This window comes from Pseudomonas sp. G34, assembly GCF_031119625.1.
GTDB lineage: Bacteria > Pseudomonadota > Gammaproteobacteria > Pseudomonadales > Pseudomonadaceae > Aquipseudomonas.
The window spans coordinates 1-24,765 of the sequence record NZ_JAVHZV010000026.1 but is presented as its reverse complement, the minus strand read 5'-3'; the positions used below and the strand labels follow the sequence as shown (position 1 = coordinate 24,765).

General features: G+C 61.4%; 19 protein-coding genes and 1 pseudogene. 9 read left to right on the top strand and 11 right to left on the bottom strand.

Annotation, left to right across the window (positions count from 1 at the left end; genetic code table 11):
• The first annotated feature begins 201 nt into the window (after nucleotides 1-201).
• Both QYS36_RS16285 and QYS36_RS16280 read left to right on the top strand, forming a co-directional pair.
• The gene (locus QYS36_RS16285; protein ID WP_308840470.1) at nucleotides 202-696 is read left to right on the top strand and encodes a 2Fe-2S iron-sulfur cluster-binding protein; all 495 of its coding nucleotides are present in this window, start codon (nucleotides 202-204) and stop codon (nucleotides 694-696) included.
• On the top strand, nucleotides 687-4,232 hold the full coding sequence (locus QYS36_RS16280) for a molybdopterin cofactor-binding domain-containing protein (protein WP_308840469.1): 3,546 nt from the start codon (nucleotides 687-689) through the stop codon (nucleotides 4,230-4,232). Before QYS36_RS16285 ends, QYS36_RS16280 begins: the two co-directional genes overlap by 10 nt.
• Nucleotides 4,233-4,247: 15 nt before the next feature.
• On the opposite strand, the gene QYS36_RS16275 is transcribed toward QYS36_RS16280, so the two are convergent.
• The 3 genes from QYS36_RS16275 to QYS36_RS16265 all read right to left on the bottom strand — a co-directional run bounded on the left by QYS36_RS16275 (nucleotide 4,248) and on the right by QYS36_RS16265 (nucleotide 8,877).
• Nucleotides 4,248-4,901 carry a TetR/AcrR family transcriptional regulator gene (locus tag QYS36_RS16275; RefSeq protein ID WP_308840468.1) on the bottom strand — a complete coding sequence of 218 codons (654 nt, stop codon included), beginning with the start codon at nucleotides 4,899-4,901 and terminating at the stop codon, nucleotides 4,248-4,250.
• A 127-nt stretch (nucleotides 4,902-5,028) separates the two neighbouring features.
• A complete protein-coding gene (locus QYS36_RS16270) occupies nucleotides 5,029-7,623 on the bottom strand; it encodes an ATP-binding protein (RefSeq protein WP_308840467.1) in 2,595 nt (864 codons plus the stop codon).
• Between the two features lie 282 nt (nucleotides 7,624-7,905).
• Complete coding sequence (locus QYS36_RS16265) at nucleotides 7,906-8,877, bottom strand: tetratricopeptide repeat protein (protein WP_308840466.1); 972 nt, start codon at nucleotides 8,875-8,877, stop codon at nucleotides 7,906-7,908.
• A gap of 137 nt (nucleotides 8,878-9,014) precedes the next feature.
• Between QYS36_RS16265 and QYS36_RS16260 the strand changes: the two are divergent.
• A pseudogene (locus tag QYS36_RS16260) lies at nucleotides 9,015-9,146 on the top strand (Mg chelatase-like protein); the annotation flags it as partial.
• Between the two features lie 7 nt (nucleotides 9,147-9,153).
• Here QYS36_RS16260 and QYS36_RS16255 read toward each other — a convergent pair.
• Entirely contained in the window at nucleotides 9,154-10,368 is a 1,215-nt protein-coding gene (locus QYS36_RS16255; protein WP_308840465.1) for an aldose 1-epimerase family protein, read from the bottom strand.
• A gap of 277 nt (nucleotides 10,369-10,645) precedes the next feature.
• On the opposite strand from QYS36_RS16255, the gene QYS36_RS16250 reads away from it, so the two are divergent.
• The 3 genes from QYS36_RS16250 (at nucleotide 10,646) to QYS36_RS16240 (ending at nucleotide 13,842) form a co-directional block, all read left to right on the top strand.
• The gene (locus QYS36_RS16250; RefSeq protein ID WP_308840464.1) at nucleotides 10,646-11,479 is read left to right on the top strand and encodes an oxidoreductase; all 834 of its coding nucleotides are present in this window, start codon (nucleotides 10,646-10,648) and stop codon (nucleotides 11,477-11,479) included.
• Between the two features lie 26 nt (nucleotides 11,480-11,505).
• Entirely contained in the window at nucleotides 11,506-12,447 is a 942-nt protein-coding gene (locus tag QYS36_RS16245; protein ID WP_308840463.1) for an AraC family transcriptional regulator, read from the top strand.
• Between the two features lie 192 nt (nucleotides 12,448-12,639).
• Nucleotides 12,640-13,842, top strand: coding sequence for a GAF domain-containing sensor histidine kinase (locus tag QYS36_RS16240; RefSeq protein WP_308840462.1), 1,203 nt, complete (start codon nucleotides 12,640-12,642; stop codon nucleotides 13,840-13,842).
• 116 nt (nucleotides 13,843-13,958) lie between these two features.
• Here QYS36_RS16240 and QYS36_RS16235 read toward each other — a convergent pair whose 3' ends face one another.
• On the bottom strand, nucleotides 13,959-14,894 hold the full coding sequence (locus tag QYS36_RS16235) for a LysR family transcriptional regulator (RefSeq protein WP_308840461.1): 936 nt from the start codon (nucleotides 14,892-14,894) through the stop codon (nucleotides 13,959-13,961).
• A 102-nt stretch (nucleotides 14,895-14,996) separates the two neighbouring features.
• Here QYS36_RS16235 and QYS36_RS16230 point away from each other — a divergent pair, with 102 nt between their 5' ends.
• Together QYS36_RS16230 and QYS36_RS16225 are read left to right on the top strand one after the other, a co-directional pair.
• On the top strand, nucleotides 14,997-15,323 hold the full coding sequence (locus QYS36_RS16230) for a nuclear transport factor 2 family protein (RefSeq protein ID WP_308840460.1): 327 nt from the start codon (nucleotides 14,997-14,999) through the stop codon (nucleotides 15,321-15,323).
• On the top strand, nucleotides 15,320-16,102 hold the full coding sequence (locus tag QYS36_RS16225; RefSeq protein WP_308840459.1) for an SDR family oxidoreductase: 783 nt from the start codon (nucleotides 15,320-15,322) through the stop codon (nucleotides 16,100-16,102). Before QYS36_RS16230 ends, QYS36_RS16225 begins: the two co-directional genes overlap by 4 nt.
• A 448-nt stretch (nucleotides 16,103-16,550) precedes the next feature.
• Here the strand turns inward: QYS36_RS16225 and QYS36_RS16220 are convergent, their stop codons facing one another.
• The 6 genes from QYS36_RS16220 to QYS36_RS16195 form a co-directional block, all read right to left on the bottom strand.
• Nucleotides 16,551-17,798, bottom strand: a complete 1,248-nt coding sequence (locus QYS36_RS16220; RefSeq protein WP_308840458.1) for a 3-phosphoshikimate 1-carboxyvinyltransferase — start codon at nucleotides 17,796-17,798, stop codon at nucleotides 16,551-16,553.
• A gap of 65 nt (nucleotides 17,799-17,863) precedes the next feature.
• On the bottom strand, nucleotides 17,864-18,736 hold the full coding sequence (locus tag QYS36_RS16215) for a phosphonopyruvate hydrolase (protein ID WP_308840457.1): 873 nt from the start codon (nucleotides 18,734-18,736) through the stop codon (nucleotides 17,864-17,866).
• A 39-nt stretch (nucleotides 18,737-18,775) separates the two neighbouring features.
• On the bottom strand, nucleotides 18,776-20,008 hold the full coding sequence (locus QYS36_RS16210; RefSeq protein ID WP_308840456.1) for a pyridoxal phosphate-dependent aminotransferase: 1,233 nt from the start codon (nucleotides 20,006-20,008) through the stop codon (nucleotides 18,776-18,778).
• Nucleotides 20,005-21,657: an iron ABC transporter permease gene (locus tag QYS36_RS16205; protein ID WP_308840455.1), complete on the bottom strand. Its 1,653-nt coding sequence runs from the start codon at nucleotides 21,655-21,657 to the stop codon at nucleotides 20,005-20,007. Before QYS36_RS16205 ends, QYS36_RS16210 begins: the two co-directional genes overlap by 4 nt.
• Nucleotides 21,651-22,721, bottom strand: a complete 1,071-nt coding sequence (locus tag QYS36_RS16200) for an ABC transporter ATP-binding protein (RefSeq protein WP_308840454.1) — start codon at nucleotides 22,719-22,721, stop codon at nucleotides 21,651-21,653. Before QYS36_RS16200 ends, QYS36_RS16205 begins: the two co-directional genes overlap by 7 nt.
• Nucleotides 22,722-22,743: 22 nt before the next feature.
• The gene (locus tag QYS36_RS16195; protein WP_308840453.1) at nucleotides 22,744-23,727 is read right to left on the bottom strand and encodes an ABC transporter substrate-binding protein; all 984 of its coding nucleotides are present in this window, start codon (nucleotides 23,725-23,727) and stop codon (nucleotides 22,744-22,746) included.
• A gap of 111 nt (nucleotides 23,728-23,838) precedes the next feature.
• On the opposite strand from QYS36_RS16195, the gene QYS36_RS24030 reads away from it, so the two are divergent.
• The gene (locus QYS36_RS24030; protein WP_374990466.1) at nucleotides 23,839-24,723 is read left to right on the top strand and encodes a LysR family transcriptional regulator; all 885 of its coding nucleotides are present in this window, start codon (nucleotides 23,839-23,841) and stop codon (nucleotides 24,721-24,723) included.
• Nucleotides 24,724-24,765: the final 42 nt, after the last annotated feature.

The window sequence follows — 24,765 nt, the reverse complement described above, 5'->3', positions numbered from 1 at the left end:
GCCACTGCACGCAAATCTCCCAAGGCAGCTCCCAGCATATAGCTGACGCCCTCCCCCCGATTTCCCCGCAACCACCCTCCTGGCCCATTCCTTGCGTAGCACAAAGCACTTTTCATGAAGTAAGCACTTAACGAACAAAAAGCCGATTTCCTGAGTATTGCGGTAACGCCGGGATCGGGCACACAAGGCAGCAAGGCATCCATGGAAAAGACCCTGAACCTGCAGGTGAATGGCCAGGCGGTGCAGCTCAGCGCTGAACCGCAGACCCCACTGCTGTACATCCTGCGCAACGATCTGGCCCTCAATGGCCCCAAGTACGGCTGCGGCCTCGGTGAATGCGGCGCCTGTACGGTCATCGTCGATGGCCGCGCTACCCGTTCGTGCGTATTCCCCGTCGGCGGCGCCGTAGGCCGCAGCGTTACCACGCTGGAAGGCCTCGGCAGTCGGCAATGCCCTGATCCGGTGCAACAAGCCTTCATCACCGAGCAGGCAGCGCAATGCGGTTACTGCCTCAACGGCATGATCATGACCATCAAGGCCCTGCTACTGCGCGACCCCAACCCCAGTGACGACCAGCTGCGCCGCGAGCTGTCCGCCAACCTGTGCCGCTGCGGCACCCACGTCGAAATCATGCGCGCCGCCCTGCGCGCCGCTGGCCGCCCGGCCGCCCCGTACGGAGACACCCCATGCAGCTGACCCTCGAGCAATGGCTGGCCCAGCCCGACGTATTGCTGGTCGTCGACACCATCCAGCCACCGTCCGGCCCGATGCCCAAGGGCCAGAGCGCCACGCTCAAACCAGAGGAGCTGGGCCTGTTCCTGGCCATCACCGGGGCCGGCAAGGTGTACGCCTTCAACGGCCACGTGGACCTGGGCACGGGTATTCGCACCTCCCTGGCGCAGATCGTCGCCGAAGAGCTGTACCTGCAACTGGACCAGGTCGAGATGGTGCTGGGCGATACCGAGCGCGCGCCCAACCAGGGCGCCACCATCGCCAGCGCGACCATCCAGATCAGCGCCGTGCCCTTGCGCAACGCCGCCGCCGAAGCGCGCCGTCATCTACTCAACCTTGCCAGCGAACGCTGGCAGACGCCGGGCGAACAACTGAGCCTGGAGGACGGTGTGTTCAGCCATCCCGATGGCCGCCAGCTCGGCTTCGGTGAGTTGGTCACCGGCGGGCATGTTCGCCTGCAAATCAGTGGTGCGGCGCCGCTCAAACCCGCCAGCGAATACCGCCTGGTCGGCCAGGGCGCAGCGCGGGTCGACATTCCGGCCAAGGCCACCGGCGAGCTGACCTACGTGCACGACATGCGCCTGCCCGGCATGCTCCACGGCCGCGTCATTCGCCCACCCTATGCCGGTTACGACAGCGGCGATTTCGTCGGCAACAGCCTGCTCTCGGTGGATGAGAGCTCCATCGCCGAGCTTCCCGGTATCGTCGCCGTGGTGGTGATCCGCGACTTCGTCGGTGTGGTCGCCGAGCGCGAGGAGCAGGCCATTCGCGCCGCCCAACAACTGCGCATCGAGTGGAAACCCTGGCAGCAGAAGTTGCCCGACCTGCGTGATGTCGCCCAGGCGATTCGCGACAACCCGCGCATCGCCCGCACCGTGCTCGACAAGGGCGACGTCGAACAGGCCTTGAAGGATGCCGACCAACGCCTGACCCGCACCTACCTGTGGCCCTACCAGCTGCACGCCTCCATCGGCCCGTCCTGCGCCCTGGCCGACTACAACGAGCAGCATTCGCGGGTCTGGTCTGGCACGCAGAATCCGCACCTGCTGCGCGCCGACCTGGCCTGGCTGCTGGAGTGCGACGAGCGCCAGATCGAGATCATTCGCATGGAGGCCTCGGGCTGCTACGGCCGCAACTGCGCCGACGACGTCTGTGCCGATGCGCTGCTGCTGTCGCGCGCCGTGGGCAAGCCGGTGCGCGTGCAGCTGACCCGCGAACAGGAACACGTGTGGGAGCCCAAGGGCACCGCGCAGCTGATGGAAGTGGACGGCGGCCTGAACGCCGATGGCAGCATCAGCGCCTATGACTTCCAGACCAGCTACCCGTCCAACGGCGCGCCGACCCTGGCCTTGTTGCTGACCGGTCGGGTCGAGCCGCTACCGATGATGTTCGAGATGGGCGACCGCACCTCGATCCCGCCCTACGACTACCAACACATGCGCGTGACCATCAACGACATGGCGCCGCTGGTGCGTGCGTCGTGGATGCGCGGGGTGTCGGCGCTGCCCAACAGCTTCGCCCATGAGTCGTATATCGATGAGCTGGCCTTCGCGGCTGGCGTCGACCCCGTGCAATACCGCCTGCAGCACCTCGAAGATCCTCGCGCCAAGGAGTTGATCGAAGCCACCGCCAGGCGCGCCGACTGGCAACCCCACACCCAGCCGCAGCAGACACCCGCCGAGGGCGACGTGCTGCGCGGTCGCGGCTTCGCCTACGCGCGCTACATCCACAGCAAGTTTCCCGGCTTCGGCGCGGCCTGGGCGGCCTGGGTCGCCGACGTGGCGGTGGACAAGCGCACCGGCGAAGTGGCGGTGACCCGCGTGGTGATCGGCCACGACGCCGGCATGATGATCAACCCCGACGGCGTACGCCACCAGATCCACGGCAACGTGGTGCAGTCCACCAGCCGGGTGCTCAAGGAGCAGGTGCAGTTCGAGGAGTCCAAGGTCGCCAGCAGCGAATGGGGCACCTACCCGATCCTCACCTTCCCGGAAGTGCCGGCCATCGACGTGATGATGATGCCGCGCCAGAGCGAGCCGCCCATGGGCAGTGGCGAGTCGGCCTCGGTACCCAGCGCCGCAGCCATCGCCAATGCGATCTATGACGCCACCGGCCTGCGCTTTCGCGAACTGCCGATCACCGCCGAACGGGTGCGCGCCGCCCTCAATGGCGGATCCCCAGGTGAAGACGCAGCGGCCACGACAACCGGCAAGAAACGCAGCAAATGGTGGCTGGGCGGCCTGGCCGGTGTATTCGGCACCGCCCTGGGCCTGCTCGCCACGGCCATGCCCTGGCGCGCCGAAATCGCCCCGGTGGCACCGGCCGCGCCGGGCACCTGGTCCACGGCAACCCTGGAGCGCGGCCGCCTGCTGGCAGCGGCCGGTGATTGCGCGGTGTGCCACACGGCCCCGGGCGGCGCCACCAACGCCGGCGGCCTGGCCATGGAGACGCCGTTCGGCACCCTGTACAGCACCAACATCACCCCGGATCGGGAAACCGGTATAGGCAGCTGGTCGTTCGGCGCCTTCGAACGCGCCATGCGCGAAGGCATCAGCCGCGACGGTCACCACCTTTACCCGGCCTTTCCCTACACCGCCTTTCGCAATATCAGCGACACCGACATGCAGTCGCTCTACGCCTACCTGATGTCCCAGGCGCCGGTGCAGCAAGCCGCCCCCGCCAACCAGATGAGCTTCCCGTTCAATATCCGCCCCCTGATGGCCGGCTGGAACGCGTTGTTCCTTGGTCGCGGCGAATACCAGGCCGACACCCGCCGCACCGAGCAGTGGAACCGCGGCGCCTATCTGGTCAACGGCCTGGGCCACTGCGCCGCCTGCCACTCGCCGCGCAACCTGCTGGGTGCGGAGAAAACCGGCAAATCCTTCCTGGCTGGCGGCGTGGTCGACGGCTGGGAGGCGCCGGCCCTGAATGCCTTGAGCAGCAGTGGCGTACCCTGGACGGAGGCCGAGCTGAGCGAGTACCTGAGCAGCGGTTTCTCCAGCCAGCACGGCGTGGCAGCCGGGCCCATGGGGCCGGTGGTCAGCGAACTGGCCATGCTGCCGAAGGCTGACGTGGAGGCCATCGCCCACTATCTGGTGTCACTGGATACCGGCGCCAGCGCGAGCAACGCAGCGGTCACCGCCAGCAGCGTCGACACCCTGTCCCTCAATCGTGGCCAGCGGATCTTCGAAGGTGCCTGCCAGGCCTGTCACAGCGACGGCAAGGGGCCGCAGCTGTTCGGCGTCAGCCCGTCGATGGCGGTCAACAGCAACGTCCACAGCGCCGTCCCCGACAACCTGTTGAAAGTCATCCTGCATGGCATCGACAAACCGGCCACGCCCGATCTGGGCTACATGCCGGCATTCAAGGACAACCTCAGCGACCGCCAGGTGGCGGACCTGGCCGGCTACCTGCGCCAGCGTTTCGCCGGCGAGCAACCGGCCTGGAAAAACCTGCCGGAAAAGGTCGCCCACGTGCGCGCCAACCCGGGCAGCCACTGACGACGCGAAGGCGAGCTAGGCGCCCTCGCCCGCTCGCGCCAACCCGCGCAGTACCAGGTCGCTGATGAACTCCAGCCAGTGCTGCTTCTCCTTCGGCGAGGCCAGCGCATCGTCGAGAAAGCAGCTCAGGGTGTGCAGGTTCGAGTTATAGAAGTAGCAGAGCGAGGCGATCATCAGATACACGTGGCGGATATCGATGTCCTCACGAAACAGCCCCTGCTGCTGGCCCGCCCTGACGATCGGTTCGAGCATGCCCACCGCCGTTCCGGAGAGCGCCCGCAGGTTGCTCGACTTGCGCGCATGGGCGCCTTGCAACAGGTTCTCCGTGCCCAGGATGGTGATGAACTCCGGGTGCTTGAGGTAGTAGTTCCAGGTAAAGGCCACCAGGTCGCGGATCGCCTGCCGCGGATCCGCCAGGTCGAAGCGCTGGCGTGCCTCAGCGCGGTTGAACTGGGCGTAGATATGCTCCAGCACGCTGACGAACAGCTCGTCCTTGCTGCCGAAGTAGTAATAGATCATCCGCTCGTTGCACTGCGCCTGGCTGGCGATCTGCTCGGTGCGCGCGCCGGCATAGCCCTGGCGACTGAACACCTTGACCGCGGCTTTGAGAATGGCCGTGCGGGTGCGGTCTGCCTGAGCAGCTCGGGTACCAGCCCCAGGCTTTTGCATGATCAATTCCACTGACAGAGACGAGGGCGAAGTATGGAGCATCGACCGCCCGATACCAATTGCTCGCCACCGGCAGAGGCCTGCCCCCTGCCCATTTGCAGCGCTTGCCACGACAACGCCCAGGTCGCTAGCGCTCAGCGCCCTCGTCCAGGGTTTCGCCGTGCAGCTGGGCAAGGCTCGCCGCCAGTTCGCGCTTGCGGAACGGCTTGGTAAGGCGTGGCAGCTCCGGGTCGAGCCCCTCACGTTCCGCATAGCCGGAGACCAGCAGGATGGCGATGCCAGGCCGCGAGGTGCGCACCATGCGGGCCAGGTCGGTGCCATTGATGCCCGGCATCAGGTGGTCGGTGACCAGCAGGTCGAAGGGCTCCCCGTTAGCCACCAGCTGCATGGCCTCCTCGCCGCAGGTGGCCTCGATCACCCGATAGCCCAGCTCGGCCAGCATGTAGGCGGTGCTGGCGCGCACCAGTTCCTCGTCATCGACCAGCAGGGCGATGCCGCGCGTCAGTTGCGGCTCGCTGGCCTCGACGATGCGCAACGCCGCTGCCGGCTCGGAGGCACTGCACGGCAGCCACAGCTCGACGCTGGTGCCGAGCCCGGGCGAGCTCTGGATGGTCAGCGCGCCGTTGAGCTGGGATGCCAGCCCGTGCACCATGGAAAGCCCGAGCCCGGTCCCCTTGCCCACGCCCTTGGTCGAGAAGAACGGCTCCACCGCGCAGGCAAGCGTCGCGGCGTCCATCCCGGTGCCGGTGTCCGCCACGGACAGGCACAGATAGCGATCGGCAGGCAGCTTCGAGCGGTGCCCCTCGGCAACCGGCTCGGTGCTCACCGAGATACGAATCGTGCCGCCCTCGAGCATCGCGTCACGGGCGTTCACGGAGAGATTGAGCAAAGCCATCTCGAGCTGGTTCTGGTCGGCGATGGCGGCGGGCAGATTCTCCGGCGCCTCGACGATCACCTTGATTTGCGGCCCGGTGGTGCTGGCCAGCAGATCGCCCATGTCAGCGACCAGCTTGGCCACGTCGACCGGTACCGTCTGCAGCGGCTGGCGGCGCGCGAAGGCCAGCAGGCGCTGCACCAGCGTCTTGGCGCGCTCGGCCGACTGCATGGCGCCGGAGATCAGCCGTTGCTCTCGCTCGCCGCCCACGCCGCGGCGCTGGAGCATGTCGAGGGTGCCGACGATCGGCGTGAGCAGGTTATTGAAGTCATGGGCGACGCCGCCGGTAAGCTGCCCCATGGCCTCCATCTTCTGGCTCTGGCGCAACGCTTTCTGAACTTCCTCGCGCTCGGCGATGGCTGCGGCGATTCGCCTTTCCAGGGTGTCGTTGAGCTCGCGCAGCTCCTCTTCGGCCGCCTTGCGGGCGGTGATTTCAATCGCCGTGCCGGTAACGCGCAGACAGCGGCCGGCCGCGTCGAACACCCCACGCCCCTTGGCCGCCACCCAGCGCACGAGGCCATCCTCGCGGCCGATGGTACGGTAGTCGACGTCGTAGAGCGCACGCCGCTCGGGGTCGGCGGCGGCGGTGAAGGCGCTGATCGTTGCTTCGCGATCCTCGGGATGCAGGCCGTCATAAAAGTCCTGCAGGGTCACATCCACGTTCGCCGAGATACCGAACATGGCCTTGGTCTGCGCCGGCCAAACCAGGGTGTTATGGACCAGATCCACATCCCAGAAGCCTACATCGGCGTGATCGACGGCCAGGCGCAGCCGCGCTTCGCTGATACGAATCGCCGAATCCGCACGCGCACGGTGCACGATCAGCCCCACCGTGTGCGCCACGAAGTCGATGATCTCGGTATCCGCCGGCAACGGTTCGCGGCGCTCGTGGTGGTACAACACGAATGCGCCGAGCAGCGTGGCCTGCGCCGACCGGATCGGGATCGAACAGCAAATGTGCAGGCCGTGGCCACGGGCCAGGTCGCGTAAAGCGGCCCAGCTCGGGTCATGGGTGATGTCGGCTAGCGCGGTCACGGCGCCCGGGTCGATGGCGATGCCCTGGCTGGCCTCATTGTAGGCGCGCGGCAGGCCCGGCCCGGCGCAATGCTCCAGGTGCCCGCCACCCTCGCTGATCAGCAGGATGCCGCCCAGCAAGCCCGACATGGACAGCCCGTCCACCTCGCGAACGATCGCATCCAGAGTGACGTTCAGCGCGGTTTCCTCTACCGCCAGTTCGAGGATCCTTTTCTGCGCCGCGCCAATGGCGACCTCACGATTGCGCGCCTGAGTCAGGCGCGCGTTCTCGATGGCAATGGTTGCCAATTGCGCCAGGGCTTCCAGGCGCTTGATGGTATCGGCGGCGTGATCGCGAACATCGGACCAATAAGCGCCCAGCGCGGCGATCGCCACCGGCCTGCCAATGGGCACCATCACCAGGCTGCGCACGAAGGTCTTGGCATAAGCCGCCTGCGGAATGCGGGGGTCGAGCCGAACGTCACGGATCGCCACCGTCTCGCGGTGATGCATCGACCAGCCGGAAATACACTGCTCGGCCGGGAAGCGCTGGCCCTGCCAAAGCGGTGCGACCGCGTCTTCGGCTACATAGGCGCAGCAGCCATCGTTTTCGATGACCACCGCGATACCCTCGGCGCCCGCCATGGCGCGCGCGGTGTCCCGCAATATGGCGACGACCTCGTCGACCGATACCGCCCCGGCCAGCCGCTCACTGGCATCGAGCACATGAGACAGATGATCATCACCCAGCAGATCCACAGGAACGGTAAGCAAATGGATCTCCCGACGGCCACGGAATCTTGTCCGCAGTCTCGTTCACGTGAAGGTGAGAAAAGAGGTGTTGTCGCGCGACGTTGTCTTTGCAGTATGGTCGGCTTTCAGTTTCTCAGAAAGGTGCCGGGTAAGCATCAGATCGGCGATGGGTGGAACGGGCCGTAAATGATCGCTGAGGGCTCTGGCTAGGGCTGCTTGCGGCCAAAAGCGGTCATCGAGTATCTACCGATGCTGGGCCGATTCAGTTTGAGTAGCGGATGATCTTAGAAACGATCATCTCAGTCAGCCGGAGGTAGCCTTCAATGTCTTGATCTTCGACTCGAGGAAGTCAATCTGCTCTAGATCCCCAGGGTAGAAATTCCGCAATATCTGCAGGGCTTTTGTATAGGCGGCGCTGGCCTCGAGCGTATCACCCCGAGCCTCATTGGTTCGTCCCAAGTTGGTGTAGCGCAGCACCACTTTCGGATGGCTCTCACCAAACGTGGCAAGGTCACTTTCCAGTGCCTTGCTCAGAAATAGCTTCGCTTCATCGTGCCTGCCCAGCCCGCGCAAGGCGTCGCCCACATTGTTCCAGCGCGCGGCAATGATCGGGTGATCTGGCTCATACAGGCGCAGATCAATATCCAACGCCTGCTCAAAAAGCGGCAGAGAGCGCTCAAAGTCACCCTTCAAATTATAGACGTTACCCAGGTTGTTTACTGCGACCGCGACCCCGTGATCATTCGGCCCGAGTAAACGCTCCCTCAAGGTCAGATTTTTGTTCAAGTATTCAAACGCCTCGTCATAGCGTCCCAATCTGCTCAGCGTTGTGCCGATGTTGTTGTAGCTATCGGCAGTGCGCAGATCCTTGTCGCCAAAAGCAGCCAGTCGCATCTCCAGTGATTTCTTGTGGTAGCCCAGCGCTGCCTCGAAGTTGCGCTGTCGCTCGCTGAAGTAGCCAAGGTTATTCCAGTAATCAGACTGCTGAGCAATTGTTGCTTGTTCATTCTTACGGGAGGCTTCAAGGGCCTGGGACACAAGGCGGATTGCTGTCTCGTCATCGCCTAGAATGGAAACTGACAGAGCTTTGATATTCAGGGCCTGGCTGTCATCAGGGTGCTCCTCCAGTACCCGATTTGCCTCTTGGATAGATGCCTGATATTGCTCCGATTCAAAAAGGTTCACCGCTTTGTCGACCGAGCCGGGCGTAGCCGCCTCGGAGCCCAGCACGATGAGGAGTAGTGACCAGGGAAACAGCTTTTCTCGAATACGCATGAGGAGGCTCGTGGTGGGTTGTGACAGGCTATATTCGTGGCGAGTATGGGTGAATCGCCCAGTTTTTGTAGGCTCCCATGTCCGCTTCTGGCCGATAGCTGCCATCGACAACAGCGCCTACCGAGCAAGAGCGGGCACTGACCCAGTCATTGCGAGCAGCCCATCGGCTGCCCAAGGTCGCACGCTCGCTGGCGGGCCTTGAACACGCCGCCGGGATCAGACGCGAGCACGTGGCCGAGGGGCTGCAATGTCGGCCGACGGTGCTCTAGCCGGGTGTCACCCTTTGGTCAGGTCAACCAACGGCGTCTGCCGCACCTCGGTCTGCCGCCCATCCTGAATCTCGCTCACCTGCTTCAAGGCCTTGTCCACCGCCGCCTTGTCCTTCAACAAGCTGTAGCTGATGCGGAACTGCTTGTGTTCCTTGGGCCCAATGGTCGGTACCAGGTTCAGTGGCCGCTGATAGCGGCGGTTGTAGGAAAAACTGGTGCCCGGCTCCAGCCCCGTGACATAGCCCTGGCCTTGGGTATCGGTATTTTTCCACAGGGAAAACACCGGCAGTGTCTGGGTATTGAAGCCGACCGAAACGCCCAGGCTGCCGGCCTTGTTATGCAGCACGGTCAAGGTATCGCCCTTGGCATCGGCATAGGGCACCACGTTGTAGACCGTTTCATCGTAGTCCCGGGTCGGTGCGCGGTAGGTTTGCCAGTCGGGCAGATCGTCCTTGGCCTTGTCGTTGAACGGCGACACCTGTTTCACCGGCGCGACGAAACGAGCGCCCTGCTCCAGAAACGGGGTGCTGAAGTTGCTGTGGTACAGCGCCTGGTATTCCTTCGGGTAGTCGCCGTTGTTGGTCAGGGTGTCGTTGAGGGCGAACACCACGCTGCCGGGTTCGGTGACCAGTTCGGTGGCCACCGAGAAGTCGACCTTCTTGAACGCCTGTTCTTTCAGTTCGCCGCGCAGGGTGATGGCGTAGGGCGGCTTTTCATCGATATGCAGGGTGACTTTGCTTGCCGGGATGTTGGCAGCGCGACCGTGCAGGGTCAGCAATTCGCCGTTGTCCATGCCGGGGTGGCCGACCCACTCGTAGCCGCAGCGGGTGACCAGCTCATTGAACCCTTCCAGCCAGCCCAGGCCACCGCGGCCATTGAGTTCGATGAAGGCCGGGTTGACCACTTCCTTGACCGGGGAATCCCAGCCCATGCGCACGTTGCCGACCGAGGCCTGCAAGACGTTCATGCCGCGAGTCGGCACCACGGAAAGCTTCATCGTGCCGTTATCGATGTCGACGATGCTGACGCCCTCCTGCCGTCCGCCGTGCAAGGTACGCAGGGTTACGCTGAAGGGTTTGTCGGTTTTCAGTCCGAGTTGCTGGCTGGTGATCTGCCAGTTCTCGGCGGCTTTGTCGGTGTCGAGCAGCACGTAATCCCAGGCCATGGCGTGGGAGGCAGCGGACAGTGCGCTGAGGGCAACGAAGAGTTTGAGCGGGGTCATAACGGGTGCCTTTCTTGAAGTTGTGGCATTTTTATAAACTTGATGAAACGTTTCAGCAAGCTAAAAAACGACCCAGCTCCGACGCGGTGGCAGCGAGCGCAGGCCAAATGAGTGCGTCGCCTTTCTTCCTTTGCCCTCGGTATTTGCCAGTGGACTTCAGGGGGTACTCACCCGTCACTCCGATAGGATCAGGCAATACTAAAATCCGATCAGGCATACCCACCGAGCACTCCCCTTCCTAGCATGGCCACACCTTGTATGTTCAGGAGTGCACCCCATGCGTGCGGAGAAAACCTTTTTCATCACCGGCGTCAGCAGCGGCTTCGGCCAGGCCTTGGCCAAGGAAGCTCTCGCTCAGGGCCATCGCGTGATCGGCACCGTTCGCAGCGAAGCCGCTCTGGCAAGCTTTCAGGCGCTCTTGCCTGAGCGAGCCCAGGGTGTGGTGCTGGACGTTACCCACTTCGATGCCATCGACGCCGTGGTCGCCGCCGTTGAGGACCAGTACGGGCCGGTGGATGTGCTGGTCAACAATGCGGGTTATGGCCACGAGGGGATTTTCGAGGAGTCGTCGTTGGCAGAAATGCGCCGCCAGTTCGACGTCAACGTATTCGGCGCAGTAGCGGTGACCAAGGCGTTCGTGCCGTATTTCCGCCGGCGGCGGGCGGGGCATATCCTCAATATCACGTCCATGGGCGGCTATATCACCATGCCGGGCATTGCTTATTACTGCGGCAGCAAATTTGCGCTGGAGGGCATCTCCGACACCTTGAGCAAGGAGCTTGCACCCTTCAATATTTTCGTCACGGCCGTGGCGCCGGGCTCATTCCGAACCGATTGGGCAGGTCGGTCGATGCAGCGTACGCCGCGCAGCATCAGTGACTACGATGCGACTTTCGACCCGGTGCGAAAAGCCCGTGAGGAAAAAAGCGGCCATCAACTGGGCGACCCGCAGAAAGCCGCACGCGCCATGCTGACGATCATCGCCAGCCCCAACCCACCGGCTCAACTGCTGCTTGGCAGCGACGCCCTGGCTCTGGTGCGTGAAAAGCTGCGCCGAACCGCGGAGAGTATTGAGCAATGGGAAGCGCTTAGCTGTTCTACCGACGGCTGAGCATGAAACGTGGAGGACGTGAATCGATGCCGAAATCCAAGGACCCGAGTACCGCACGAATGGTGCAGTTGATGGGCCAGCTTGCACCGCAGGAGGGTTACAACCTGAGTCCGCTGGACGATGTGCGTTTTCTGCGTTGCAGCCGGCCGCTGTCGCGTACTCCGGTTTTATATGAACCGGGCATCGTCATCCTCTGCCAGGGGCAGAAGCGCGGCTATCTGGGTGATGACGTTTACGTCTATGACGCCCAGCACTATCTCGTGGTGTCGGTGCCAGTGCCCTTTACCATGGAGACCGACGCCAGCGAGGCAGAGCCAATGTTGGCGGTGTACATGCGCCTGGATTTCAATCTGGCCGGCGAGCTGATTCAGCAGGTGGATGAGGTTTGCAACATCAGCGTGGCTCAGCCTATGGGCATGTACGCTTCACCCATGGATGAACCGCTGCGCCAGTCGACGCTGCGTTTTCTGGAAGTCATGGGCGACCGCACCGACGCGCAAATTCTCGGTCCGGCGATGGTGCGCGAGCTCTACTACCGCATCCTCACCGGCGATCAGGGCGCCACTCTACGCGCGGCCATCGCCCAGCAGGGTCAGTTCGGCAAGGTGACGCGCGCCATTCACAAGATCCACCGCTGCTACCACGAGCATCTGGATGTAGAAACCCTGGCCCAGGAAGCGCAGATGAGCGTTCCCAACTTTCATCTGCATTTTCGCAAGGTGACCGATTCTTCGCCCATGCAGTACCTCAAGTCGACGCGGTTGCATCAAGCACGCTTACTGATGCTGCGTAACGACCTGACAGCGGCTAAATCGGCCTTTATGGTCGGTTATGAAAGCGCCTCGCAATTCAGCCGCGACTTCAAACGCCTCTTCGGACGCACCCCCATAGCGGAGGTGGCGTGGATGAAACAGACCTATGCACTTCCGGCACCGAGAACCGCCTCGCCCTTCGTGTCATCGCACTGAGCCTTGATCGATCCTGTCTTGCCCATCGCCTGTAGGCCGAGAAGGTTGCAGCCCCCGATGCGCACCGTCGCCCGAAGTGGACAATACCTGCAGCGCAGCTTAGCCTAAGCCTTGCTGTGCCCTGCCTGGAGCTTCTTACGGGAGCTGCAGCTTCTCCGCCTCGATGCGCCTTCCTACAGCGATTACAAACCCGTGACCGACCCCCTCCCAACGCATCAGGACGCGCCAGACTTTTCGGCGGCTATTGCAGCAGTTCAGAAAATCGAGTGCGTGCCGCTGATCCTCGAAATGGTCAAACGAACGACTGGCATGGGTTTCGCAGCCGTTGCGCGGGTTACCGACAAGCATTGGGTGACATGCGCGGTCGATGACTCCATTGATTTCGGCTTGATGCCTGGCAGCCAGCTCGACCTGGAAACCACGATTTGTCATGAGATCCGCCAGAATCGAAAGCCGGTGATCTTCACCCAAGCGAGCACCCACCCGCTCTTCTCGGTGCACCACACCCCGAAGCTGTATGGCCTCGAGAGTTACGTCTCCATCCCCATCGTCACCCCGGGCGGACAGTTCTTCGGCACGCTCTGCGCGATAGACCCGACGCCCGCCAGCTTCGATGAAAGCAGCGTGCTGAAAACCATGGAGCTCTACGCCCAGTTGATCGCCATGAACCTTGATCTGCACAAGGACTTGCTGATCTCCGAACAGGCGCTCGCGCAGGCCAATGAAGCGGGCTTACTGCGCGAGCAGTTCGTGGCGGTGCTGGGGCACGACCTGCGTACCCCTTTGAGTGCGGTGCGTTTAAGTGCCGAGTTGCTCGAAACCAGGGTCGATGAGCCAAGTAGCCTGAAGTTGATTCGGGCGGTACGCCAGAGCGCGATACGCATGGGCGTTCTGATCGAGGACGTACTCGATTTCGCCCGTGGCGAATTGGGCGGCGGCATCCCCGTCAGACCTGTGATGACAGACAATCTACAGGAGCAGCTCGAGGCCGTGCTTATGGAGCTCAGGGTGGTGCACCCTCGCGCGGTGATCCTCGACACGCTGTGCATTCCATCCGGGCTGCATTGCGACCCCGAACGATTGGCGCAATTGCTCTCCAACCTGGTCGACAATGCCATTACCCATGGGGCGAAGGGCGAGCCGGTGGAGGTGCGTATCCACACGGTCGGCCAAAGCCTGGTGCTGTCCGTGCACAACCGCGGCGTCGCCATCCCCGAAGGCGTGCTCCCCTCCCTGTTTCATCCATTCCGACGGCTCGAAGTAGGCCGCCGCCAGGAAGGCCTGGGCCTGGGGCTCTACATCGCCAAGCAAATATGTGCAGGCCACCGTGGAACCCTCGAGGTGACCTCGAACGACGCCCATGGCACCGAGTTCGTGGCCACCCTTCCCTGCTGATTGCCGTCGGCCTCGAGTGAAGCGCCGCGGGTGAAGAGCCGGGTGCCTGGCCTACATGCCGCGTCGTCACGCGAATCCGCTTTTGCCTTCGTCGTTGCCCTCACCTCCCCTGCCGCTTACTCAGCAACGGGGTTTTCGACCCAGGGCCGAGCAAACGGTGGCCTATCCAGCAGGCAGTCGATGAACGCCCCCAAGGCGGCTGGTCGGTGTTGGCGGTTCGGGTAATAGAGGAACAGCCCCGGCCGCGAGATCGACCAGTCGGCCAGGACTTGCACCAGCCGCCCCTGGGCCAAGAGCTCACCCACCCCTTCTGTTTCGAAGTGGTAGGCAATGCCGAGCCCCTGGAGGGCGGCCGCGATGCCGATGTCCGGGTGGTTGGTGACGACGGGGCCGTCGACCGCCACGTCCAGTGGCTGCCCCCGCGCCTGAAACTCCCAGCGATAGGGCCTGCCGTCCATCTGCAACCGCCAGTTGATGCAGGCATGATCCTGCAACTCGGCCGGTGACTGCGGCGTGCCGCGCCGTGCCAGGTAGTCCGCGGATGCCACCGCGACCATGTTCAGGTCCGGGGTGAGGCGCAGGGCCACCATGTCCTTCTCGAGCCGGCCGCCCACCCGGATGCCCGCGTCAAACCGGCCAAGCACTATGTCGGCCAGCCCGTCGTCGACCACGATGTCGAGCAGCACCTCAGGGTGCGCCTGGTGAAAGCGGGCCAACCGCGGGGCGATCAGGGTTCTGGCGGCGATCCCAGGCGTATTGATGCGCAGGGTGCCGCTTATCTGCCCCGTCGCCTCACTGGCTTCGGCCACTGCAACGGCCATCTCTCGAAACAGGGGCGCGATTCGGCCGTAGAGCCGCTCGCCACTGGCCGAAGGGGCTACGCTGCGGGTGGTGCGATTGAGCAGGCGTGTGCCAAGACGCGCTTCGAGCTGCCGAATGGTCTGGCTCAGAGCCGAGGGCGAGAGGCCCAGGTGCTCTGCCGCGCGGGCGAAGCTTTGCCGCTCGACGATGGCCACGAAGGCTTTCAGCTCAGCAAAATCGGATCCACGCATTATGCATTCTTACCTACATAGCCAATGCTGATTCTAGGGGATTAATTTAATTCTGTCCGCTGCGCATCCTAGGGCTGTCACTGACCCCTTGGAGCGACCACCATGCATGCCCTCACCCTCCCCGAACCGATTGCTGCCTACTTCGCCGCCGAACACAATCCTCAAGCCCTGGCGCAGTGTTTCACGCCGCAAGCGGTGATGAACGACGTCGGCCACACCTACACGGGTATCGAGGCCATCAAGGCCTTCATGGCCGAGGCATCGGCCAGGTACAACGCCACCAGCGTGCCCTTCGCCATCGAGCGCGAAGATGGCTGCCAGCTCGTGCGCGCCACCGTCACCGGCAACTTCCCTGGCAGCCCGACCGTCCTGGCGTACCGCTTTCGCCTCGAACGCGGCCTGATCGCCTCGCTGGAGATCAGGGCATGAGCTTCGACCTGCAACTCGATGGCCTGCGCGCCGTCGTCACCGGCGGCACCCAGGGCCTTGGCGCCGCAGTGGTGCAAACCCTCGTGGACGCGGGCGCCCGGGTGGCGACCTCGGCGCGCGACGTATCAGCGCCACAGGTGGACGGCGTCACCTATATCGGCGCCGACCTGACCACCGCACAAGGCGTGGCTCGGCTCGCACGGACCGTTCTCGATAGCTGGGGCGGTGTGGATATCGTGATCAACGTACTCGGCGGTTCAAGCACACCCGGTGGTGGCTTTGCCGCCATCAGCGACGAGCAGTGGCTGGCAGAACTGAACGTGAACCTGATGCCTGCCGTGCGCCTGGATCGCGCCCTGTTGCCAGCCATGCTGGCCCAGGGTGCGGGCGTGATCATCCATGTGAGTTCGATCCAGCGCATGCTGCCGCTGCCGGAGTCCACCACCGCCTACGCCGCCGCCAAGGCCGCGCTCACCACCTACAGCAAGGCCCTGGCACGGGAGGTGACGCCTAAGGGCGTGCGTGTGCTGAGCGTCGCGCCTGGATGGATCGAGACCGAGGCATCGGTAAGACTGGCAGAGCGGCTGGCCGAACAAGCGGGAACCGACTACGAAGGCGGCAAGCGAATCGTCATGGAGTCGATTGGCGGCATCCCACTGGGCAGGCCGGCCAAGCCCCAGGAGGTGGCCGATCTGATCGTCTTCCTTGCCTCACCCCGAGCCGCGTCGATCGCGGGGTCCGAGCACCGTATCGACGGCGGCACCATCGCAACGCTGTAAGTGGTGGCGGCAGTCAACTGAACGGCAGCAGGCCCTCAGGGCTTGCCGCTCGCCTGGCGCTGGCGGGATGTATTGCCGTCACGAACCGGTGCCATTGCATGTTTAGAGGTATGGGCCGCCCTCATCCTCAAGCCTGCAGCGCCGTCTTTGCTGCTAACGCCAGAGCGATGCCGGCAGCCTATGTTGTCAATGGCTTCCGGGCGATTTTGGCCGATAGCAGCTGGTTATGAAGGACAGCTTTCGGCCAGGAGCTGACACCGCTCGGGCCGTGGACTTTAGTGCCACCAATACGGGCTGCCAAAGGTATCAATGCGGCACGTCATGAATGGGTTATGGCGTTTATTGTCTTTGTATCCGCATAGTCTTGATCGCCACGTCTTAGCGGAGCGCGCAATGTCTGCAAGACGCTAGCTGTCACCATGCCCGGAAGCGCAAATATTTAGCTGGCTCAAACGAGTTCAACACCCAGCGAGACCAAAGTATCCCAGTAGCCGGGAAAAGTTTTGGCGACGCACCCGGGATCGCGGATGAGCACCCCCCCAACGCGTAGCCCTGCAAGCGCGAAGCTCATCGCCATACGGTGATCCCCATGGGTTTCGACCAGCGTCCCAACTCTCGTTCCTGCTAGTTGAGGGCGCGCATCAATAATCAAGTCGTCGTTCTCTAACGTAGCCAGACCTGGACTGATGGCATTCAAACCCGCGTGGAGTGCTTGCAACCGATCACACTCTTTGACCCTTAGGTTGGCCACGCCCGTGAACCGCACCGGCCACTCGTTGAAAGCAGCAAGCACAGCGAGGGTTGGCACCGCATCCTGCATTTGCGAACCGTTTATGCTGCGTGGCATCTGCGGAAAACTGCGGATTAGTGGATAGGCCGCCGCGTCGGGCTGAGTGAGCGCTTGGTTACCAAGAGCTATATGCCCGCTTGTGAGAGCTTCCATGGCCCAAAGGTAGGTCGCTGCGGACGCATCAGGTTCGATAACGATGTCGCCAGCGGTATAACCTCCGGGAGAAACCCTCCAGGTTTGCTTGGCCACCTGTACGGCCTCAGCGCCGAACGCACGCATACAGGCGAGCGTAATATCAATATAGCCTCGAGCGCCAATCTCGTTGCCTGTGAGCCTGACCTCGATCGGTTCTTCCCCGCACGCCGCCAGCATCAGTAACGCCGAGACGAACTGGCTGGAAAGCTGGCCGTCAATTTCGAAACGTTTTACGTCCAACCGCCCTGCCCCTTCGATGCGAACGGGCGGGCTCCCGTTCGTAGCGGTGATGGTCACGCCAGCGTGAGCCAACGCGTCGACCAATGCCTGGATAGGCCTGGTCTGCATATAGGCATCTCCGGTCAGCACCACTGTGCCGTGCGCAAGCACGGATACCGCGGTCAGGAATCGCATGGCAGTTCCAGCATTTCCTAGAAATAACGGCCCGTCGGGGACAGTTAATCCACCCGTTCCCGTGACCATATAAGTCGTATCGTCAGGCTCCTCAATCCCTACTCCCATCCGCCGAAGGGCTTCGGCCATATGCATCGTGTCATCACTTTTAAGCGCGCCAGTCAACCGACTCTGCCCATCGGCCAAGGCCGCCAGCAATAAGGCACGATTGGTGATCGACTTGGAGCCCGGCAGAGTTACGCTGCCGATTAATGGCCCAGCTGGCGGGACAAGGCTGATGGTGTTGTCCGAACTCACTGCATATCTCCATAGGCTGGCACGTGCCGGCAAACTACTAAATGGTGCATTGCTCTCCTGCCGTCTCAGCGCAGATAGTTCGCCTCGATACGGCGCATGGCATCATCACCTTGCAAAGAAATGATGTTCCTCACCGAAGGCAGAGTTTTGTCAACTTCACGAATGCCGCCGTCTTTTCTTATTTGATCGAATACCCGGCGCATAGCGCCCACCGCAGCCCTGACAGCATGGTTTCCATAGATCACGATACTCACCTTGCCCAGCGCGGCGATGTCCGCTTCGGTGAGCTGCGGGTAGGCTGTTGGTACGAGCACTAATGGAATTTTCCCGGACCATGCGTTGATAAAAGCAAGGATTTCGTCGGGCGTCTTTTGCTTGGAGTGAATCAGAATCGCGTCGGCGCCCGCCTCTTCGTATGCCAGGGCTCTCTTGACCGCTTCCACCTGGCCTAGCCCGGCAATCAGGGCTTCGGTGCGAGCAATTACCGCGAAATCCTTGTCACACCGGGAATCCACGGCGGCGCCAATCTTTCCTTGAAATTCTTCGATGCGGACAAGCTCCTGGCGTCCGTCGGCACGCAAACTGGTGTCCTTGGGAAAGGTTTTGTCCTCCATCACCACCGCCGACGCGCCCGCCGCCTCGTATTGAGGCACGACATAGCTCACGTTGACGGCGTTACCAAAGCCTGTGTCGATATCGGCAATGAGTGGAACGGATACCACCGATGCAATCGCGCGCATCATGCCTAGGTGCACCCCGGAAGACAGTATGTTGGCATCTGGTACGGCATAGCTGGCAGAAAGCTCGAAGCCGCTGCCCCAAACAGCATCGAAGCCCGCTTGCTCGGCCAATTTGGCGGCCAACGGATTGTGGGCGGCCATGGCGGTCATGAGGGTTCCACTTTCAAGGGCACGGCGAAACAGCTGATTTTTATTCATGGTTTGAAACTCCAGTCCGGAATCGTGGTGCTGCGTCTATCAACACAGTTGCTTGCATGCTCGCGTTATCCGCGTCATGGCCTCTTGCAGCTCGGCATCAGAGGCCGCGTACGACACTCGAAAATGTCCGGGTAGCCCGAACGAACTTCCAGGCACGATGGCGACGCCCGCAGAACGAAGGAGGTACATCGCAAGATCGGTATCTGTTTCGATAAGAGTGCCCACCTGATCCCGGGTGCCTAGCAGGCCATGGCAGCTGGGAAAGGTGTAGAAGGCGCCTTCGGGCAGGTCGCATGTGAGCCCCGGGACCGCACGCAGGGCCTGCACGACAAGGTCACGACGCCTGCGAAATGCATCGATGAATGTGGGCAGGAAGTCCATCGGCCCATCGAGCGCGGCGACGGCGGCAGCCTGGCTGATTGAACTGGTATGCGAAGTAGATTGCGACTGGATCAGATTCATTGCCTTGATCAACGAGATAGGCCCGCCGCCGAAACCGACACGCCACCCGGTCATCGCATAGGCCTTCGAGACACCATTGATCGTCAAAGTCCGCTCAGCCAGTGCAGGGACAACTGCTGCCGGGGTGGCGAATGGCTCCGAGTCATAACGGATCTTCTCGTAGATGTCGTCTGACATGACCCACACATGAGGATGGCGAAGTAACACTTCACCCAGCGCCTCCAACTCTGCCCGGCTATATACCGCACCGCTGGGATTGGAAGGCGAGTTGAGCATCAGCCATTTGCTGCGCGGCGTTATCGCGTCCTCCAATTGAGCAGGCGTGATTTTGAAACCGGACGACGCCCCACATCGCACGATGACTGGAACACCTTGCGCCAGTGAAACCATTTCCGGGTATGACACCCAAGCCGGGGTAGGAATTACGACTTCGTCCCCAGGATCGATTGTCGCCTGCAATGCGTTGTACAGCAGTTGCTTGGCGCCACAGCCCACCTGAATTTGATCCGGGGTATAGGTCAGCCCATTATCGCGCTGGAACTTGCGAACCACCGCCTCCCGCAACGCTAGGGTTCCAGCCACCTCCGTATAACGTGATTCATTCCGGTCAATCGCCGCCTTGGCCGCTTCGCAGATATGGCGAGGCGTCGGGAAATCCGGCTCTCCCTGGCTCAGCGTGATGATGTCTTTACCCTGCCCTCTCATTAGCCCCGCGAGACGCGTCATTTCTTTGGTAGCGGAAGATTTCGCTCCAAGAACTCGCTGTGAAAGGAAAACGCGCTCGCTGTCAGCGGTACTGGAAAGTGTCATTCGATATTCCCTATTTTCAGGCGCAGGCCCCACCTGGCGATGGCCAGCGGGACGAAGATGATGAGAAGCAAAAGCAGGCTGTAGGCGCAAGCGAGGCCCATTCGGTCACTGTCGACCTGCTGGAAAATTTCGATTGGCATGGTGCTCATGCCCCCGAAATACAGGACGATCGTGGCTGACAGCTCGGACAACGTGGTGACCCACATAAGGACCGCCGCGGCGGCAACCGATGGCCAAACGACCGGTAAAACCACTTTGAAGAACGTACGGATCGGATTGACCCCCAGGCTCATCGAGGCCTCCTCGATCGAGTCCCGAAGGTTGTGCAACGGTCCGATCGCCGCACGAACGCTGGTAGGCACCCGCCTAAGGAAGTAGGCCAGGGCCATGATCATCCAGGTACCTGTCAGTACCAGTGTGCCGCTGCCGAATGTGTTGATCAGGGCTATACCGAGAACCGTGCCTGCAATCGTCAATGGCAGCGTGACCAGCACCTCCAAAGTGTGGGTCAGTGCGGAGCGCCGTTTAACGATGAGGTAAGCGCAAATCACCGCGAAAAAGGTGCCGGCTATCGTTGCAGCTGTAGCCAGCATTAATGAGTTGTAAAGCGGCTGAGGGGCGCGAAGCAGGACGTGCCGAACGTGGTCGAACGTGAAATCGCCATACTGCAGAACAGGCCCGAACGAGGGGGTAAAAGCGGTAACGATTACCACCAGCGCCGGCAGAGTCGACAAGGCAACGATCAGCAACACGCTGCCTGTTGCCGCTGATGCAAGCCAGCCACGAATAGCCAGAGGAGCCGGTGCACGCCCTGATTCCATCTGGAATTGGCGCCGCTCCACAACACACTTTTGGATCAATAAAGCTATTGCCCCGAGCACCACCAACAGCGAAGCCATGGTTGTCTGCATCTGCGGGTTGCCGCCCATTTCGCTGATGAACTCGTGGTACGTCTTGACGGCCAGCACTGGCGTGCGCGCCCCCAGAATGGCCGGCACGCCGAAGCTGCCGATGACGTGTGTGAACACGATCAGCGCGCCAGCAAAAATCGACGGCATCAACATAGGCAGCGTGACGCCGGCGATCACCCTTGCCATGGGACGACCCAAGCTCTGAGCGGCCTCTTCGAGATTGCGGTCCATTGATTTCAGCCCGACGAATACCGCTACGAAGGCATACACGTAGTTATTGAGTGTCATCACGAAAACCAGGCCCCACCAGGAGTAAAGGCTGGGCAGTTCGATACCGAGCGGCATCAACCAGCTATTGACTAGCCCCTGCTTGCCCAACACCAGAATCCATGCTGCTGCGACGACGACGTCTGGAATGACCAGTGTGACCAGCGGCAATACCGTGACGAGACCGGCAAAAGGGAACCTGCACCGCGCTGCCACTATGGCGAGCCCGCCACCCACGATCATCGAGCAGATCGTGACGGCTGCGCCAAGAATAAGCGTATTGGTCAGCGCGTCTCGATATGAGCGCTGGGTGAAAAAGCGTATGTATCCACTGAAATCGAGCCCACCCTCCGTAACCAGAGACCTGCCAAGCATCGTCACCAACGGCCACAGGAGGAAATAGGCCAGTATCGAAACCGACAGAATCGCCAAAGCCAGCCAGACAGGGTCGCGTCGTAGGGTGCCTAACATGCGCCGGCCTCCACGATCAGTGATGTGCGAGGCAATTCCAGTAGTACCTCGTCCCCCCTGCGTCGGATTGACGTTTGTGAAAATGTCCACGCGTCGACATTGACCGTACCCAGCGCTGTCTTTACGACGTAACCGATGGTATTGCCACGATATTCAACATGCTCGATTACGCCGGGGAGTTCGCCGGGTTTCGGCAGGGAAGGGTTCAGCAGCCGGATCTCTGAACCCCGTACAGCCAGAAATGCGCCGGGTTTCAGAGGCCGGCTACACGTAGTGAACAAGAGGCCCGCAGGCGTTTCGAGACAGCGGTCGCCTTGGCTGTCGGCGTCGAGCTCCCTGACGATAGGAATCAGGTTCGCGTTGCCTACGAAGCCCGCCGCAAACGCGCTGTTGGGCTTGCCGTAGATGTCATCTGGAGCGCCTATTTGTATGATCCTGCCGCGGTCCATGACGGCGACCTGGTCAGATAATGCGAGTGCCTCCTCCTGATCGTGCGTAACGAACACCGTGGTGATGCCCGCTTCGATCTGCAGCTCCCTGATCATGCTTCGTAGTTCGACACGCAGCTTGACGTCCAGTGCAGACAACGGCTCGTCAAGTAGCAGCAGTCTTGGCTCTATGACCAAGGCGCGGGCCATCGCCACGCGCTGCTTCTGGCCCCCGGAAAGCGCTGACGGGGGGCGGTCCGCAAGCGATTCGAGCCCTACCCGCTTGAGCATGGCGAGCGCTCGGTTATTTGCCTGCGCCTTGGTGATGCCCCGTGCAGCCAGACCATATGCAACATTGGCCAGGACCGAGCGGTCCGGGAACAATGCGTAGTCCTGAAACACGATCCCTACATCACGCCGGTGCACCGGCACGTTAGAGACGTCTTCTTCGCCAAATAGAATGCGGCCTCGATCCGCTCGAACGAATCCAGCGAGCATGCGCAGCAACGTCGTTTTGCCACATCCTGACGGACCAAGCAGCGTAAAGAACTGCCCGCTCGGTATGATCAGATCCAACTGCTTGAACAAGGCATGCCCACCATAGCTCTGGTCGATACCTTCGAATGAAATCTGCATGTTCGATTCCTGGCCAAGTGGATTAGTGGGCGGAAACCAGTTCGCTCCATTGAGAAAGGAACTCGGCGCGCTCGGCCTCCATCCGCTTGTCGTCAAGCGTGATGATCTTGATGTCCGCGAGCGATGGCAGCTTCGATAGCGTGCTTACATCGATGTCGTTGCGCACGGGGCGGCGGAAGGCACTTTTGAAAATCTCGGTCTGCACGGGAGCCGACGCCAGAAAGTCATAAAGCTTGCGGGCCTCAGCGGGATGCTTACCGCCTTTTATCAGCGCCATCCCTTCAGGCGAAAGGAAGGTGCCTTCGTCGGGGTAGACCAGGTGGACGTCGCGGTGCCCGCCTGCCACATATTGGTAAGCGGCATATTCCATGGTGACGGCTACGGCAAACTCACCATTAGCCACGCCCTGGTAGGCAGCAGATGTGGTGCCGACGATGATCGCGTTACGCACAATCCGTGCGTAGACCTTTTCGCCTACAAGCGCCTTCAGCCCAAACAAGGCGACATAGGAGGCGCTGCTGAACTTAGGGTCTGGAATGACAATTTTGCCCTTCCACTTCTCGTCGGCCAGCTCTGCCCATCCCTTTGGCAGCTCGCCACCAGGAACCTGGCGGTCATTGGCCATCAATACGGTTACGTGAATATTGGTCCCGAGGAATACACCTTCAGGGCTCCGATACTCACTGGGCACGGCCTCTCGCTCTGAAGATTGATAAGGCTCAAGCTGCTCCGTGTAGGCGCCGATGGTTGAGAGACCGCCAGACCAGAAAACGTCGGCTAACGGGTTGGCTGCCTCGGCCTTGATTCGCTGCATCAGCGCGCCGGTGCCTGCCCGTACAACCGAGACTTGAATATCGGGGTTTTCCCGTTCGAACCGATCAACGAGTGCACTGACCGTTTGCACATCGTTCGATGAATACAAAACTACATCAGCGGCATTTGCTGACATCTGCATCATTGATCCGAGGATGAGTGTTAAACATGATAAAACTCTGCGCTTGCCCATACCGCACCCCATCGCTGAATTGAGCCATGATGGTAGTAGGCATAAAGTGAACGTAAGATTTCAGAACTCGGCCAGCACCCGTTTTACGCAGTGCAATGATGAGTAAAAGTCATGGTAGAAAAATCTGACATACCAATGGTGGCCATCCGAGTACTGGCTGCGGCGGGTCGGTATGGAAATTTCACCCGAGCAGGCGCGGCGCTGGGTATCACTCAAAGCGCAGTGAGCAGACACATCGCTACGCTGGAGGGCTTGACAGGGGTAGCGCTTTTCGAGCGGCGAGGCCCGCAGATCGCTTTCACTCCGGCAGGCGCCCAGTTCTACGAAGCCGTAAGAGATGCCGTGGCGACCATTGAGCTGGCAACCCAGCAAATGATCCAAGGCCAGATCAAACATGATCGACTCACCGTGAGAACTTCAATGCCAAGCTTCGCGATGAATGTCGTCGTGCCAGTGCTAGGCATTTTCATGGAGAGCCATAAGCTACAGGTCGATCTGATTACCTCACTTTCTCCCCCACAGCCGCGGGAAGAATTCGACGTTCTGATTACACGCGACCTAGTCCTTCCAGACACCGAAAGCTGGGAGCTAATCAGAGAAGAATTAGTATGCGTTGGGTCCCCGGCCATGGTCGCAGCTCAGCAAGCCCAAACACTGCCCAACTGGCCCTTGATAGCGGCCAAATCCAGACCCGATGCCATACCCGTATGGGCGGTAGCGAAGGACATATCGGTCGATCGACTAAACGTAGGCGCCGTTTACGATCACCTTTTTCTAGCGGTCGCTGCAGCCATAGGGGGTACAGGCTTGTTGATCGCACCTCGAGTAGTTGTCAGAGATCAACTTAACAGCGGTACGCTGGTACTCGCAGACGATGAAGCAGTTGCCTCAGGTGCAAGCTACCTCGCATACGTCAATGCCCATAGCAAGCATGTTCTAGAGGCGCGAGAGTTTTGCCGTTGGCTTAAAGGGATTTTACGTCAGCACTCCCTCTAGATGACCGGAGGACGAATGCCGCTGTCTAACTGAACAGCGTGA

Excerpts from the sequence above, each read along its gene's own strand:
- QYS36_RS16265 (WP_308840466.1), bottom strand. The coding sequence starts at position 8,877 with ATGCGTATTCGAGAAAAGCTGTTTCCCTGGTCACTACTCCTCATCGTG.
- QYS36_RS16285 (WP_308840470.1), top strand. The coding sequence starts at position 202 with ATGGAAAAGACCCTGAACCTGCAGGTGAATGGCCAGGCGGTGCAGCTC.
- QYS36_RS16245 (WP_308840463.1), top strand. The coding sequence starts at position 11,506 with ATGCCGAAATCCAAGGACCCGAGTACCGCACGAATGGTGCAGTTGATG.
- QYS36_RS16210 (WP_308840456.1), bottom strand. The coding sequence starts at position 20,008 with ATGACACTTTCCAGTACCGCTGACAGCGAGCGCGTTTTCCTTTCACAG.
- QYS36_RS16230 (WP_308840460.1), top strand. The coding sequence starts at position 14,997 with ATGCATGCCCTCACCCTCCCCGAACCGATTGCTGCCTACTTCGCCGCC.
- QYS36_RS16225 (WP_308840459.1), top strand. The coding sequence starts at position 15,320 with ATGAGCTTCGACCTGCAACTCGATGGCCTGCGCGCCGTCGTCACCGGC.
- QYS36_RS16205 (WP_308840455.1), bottom strand. The coding sequence starts at position 21,657 with ATGTTAGGCACCCTACGACGCGACCCTGTCTGGCTGGCTTTGGCGATT.
- QYS36_RS16250 (WP_308840464.1), top strand. The coding sequence starts at position 10,646 with ATGCGTGCGGAGAAAACCTTTTTCATCACCGGCGTCAGCAGCGGCTTC.
- QYS36_RS16275 (WP_308840468.1), bottom strand. The coding sequence starts at position 4,901 with ATGCAAAAGCCTGGGGCTGGTACCCGAGCTGCTCAGGCAGACCGCACC.
- QYS36_RS16195 (WP_308840453.1), bottom strand. The coding sequence starts at position 23,727 with ATGGGCAAGCGCAGAGTTTTATCATGTTTAACACTCATCCTCGGATCA.
- QYS36_RS16200 (WP_308840454.1), bottom strand. The coding sequence starts at position 22,721 with ATGCAGATTTCATTCGAAGGTATCGACCAGAGCTATGGTGGGCATGCC.
- QYS36_RS16280 (WP_308840469.1), top strand. The coding sequence starts at position 687 with ATGCAGCTGACCCTCGAGCAATGGCTGGCCCAGCCCGACGTATTGCTG.
- QYS36_RS16255 (WP_308840465.1), bottom strand. The coding sequence starts at position 10,368 with ATGACCCCGCTCAAACTCTTCGTTGCCCTCAGCGCACTGTCCGCTGCC.
- QYS36_RS16215 (WP_308840457.1), bottom strand. The coding sequence starts at position 18,736 with ATGAATAAAAATCAGCTGTTTCGCCGTGCCCTTGAAAGTGGAACCCTC.
- QYS36_RS16235 (WP_308840461.1), bottom strand. The coding sequence starts at position 14,894 with ATGCGTGGATCCGATTTTGCTGAGCTGAAAGCCTTCGTGGCCATCGTC.
- QYS36_RS24030 (WP_374990466.1), top strand. The coding sequence starts at position 23,839 with ATGGTAGAAAAATCTGACATACCAATGGTGGCCATCCGAGTACTGGCT.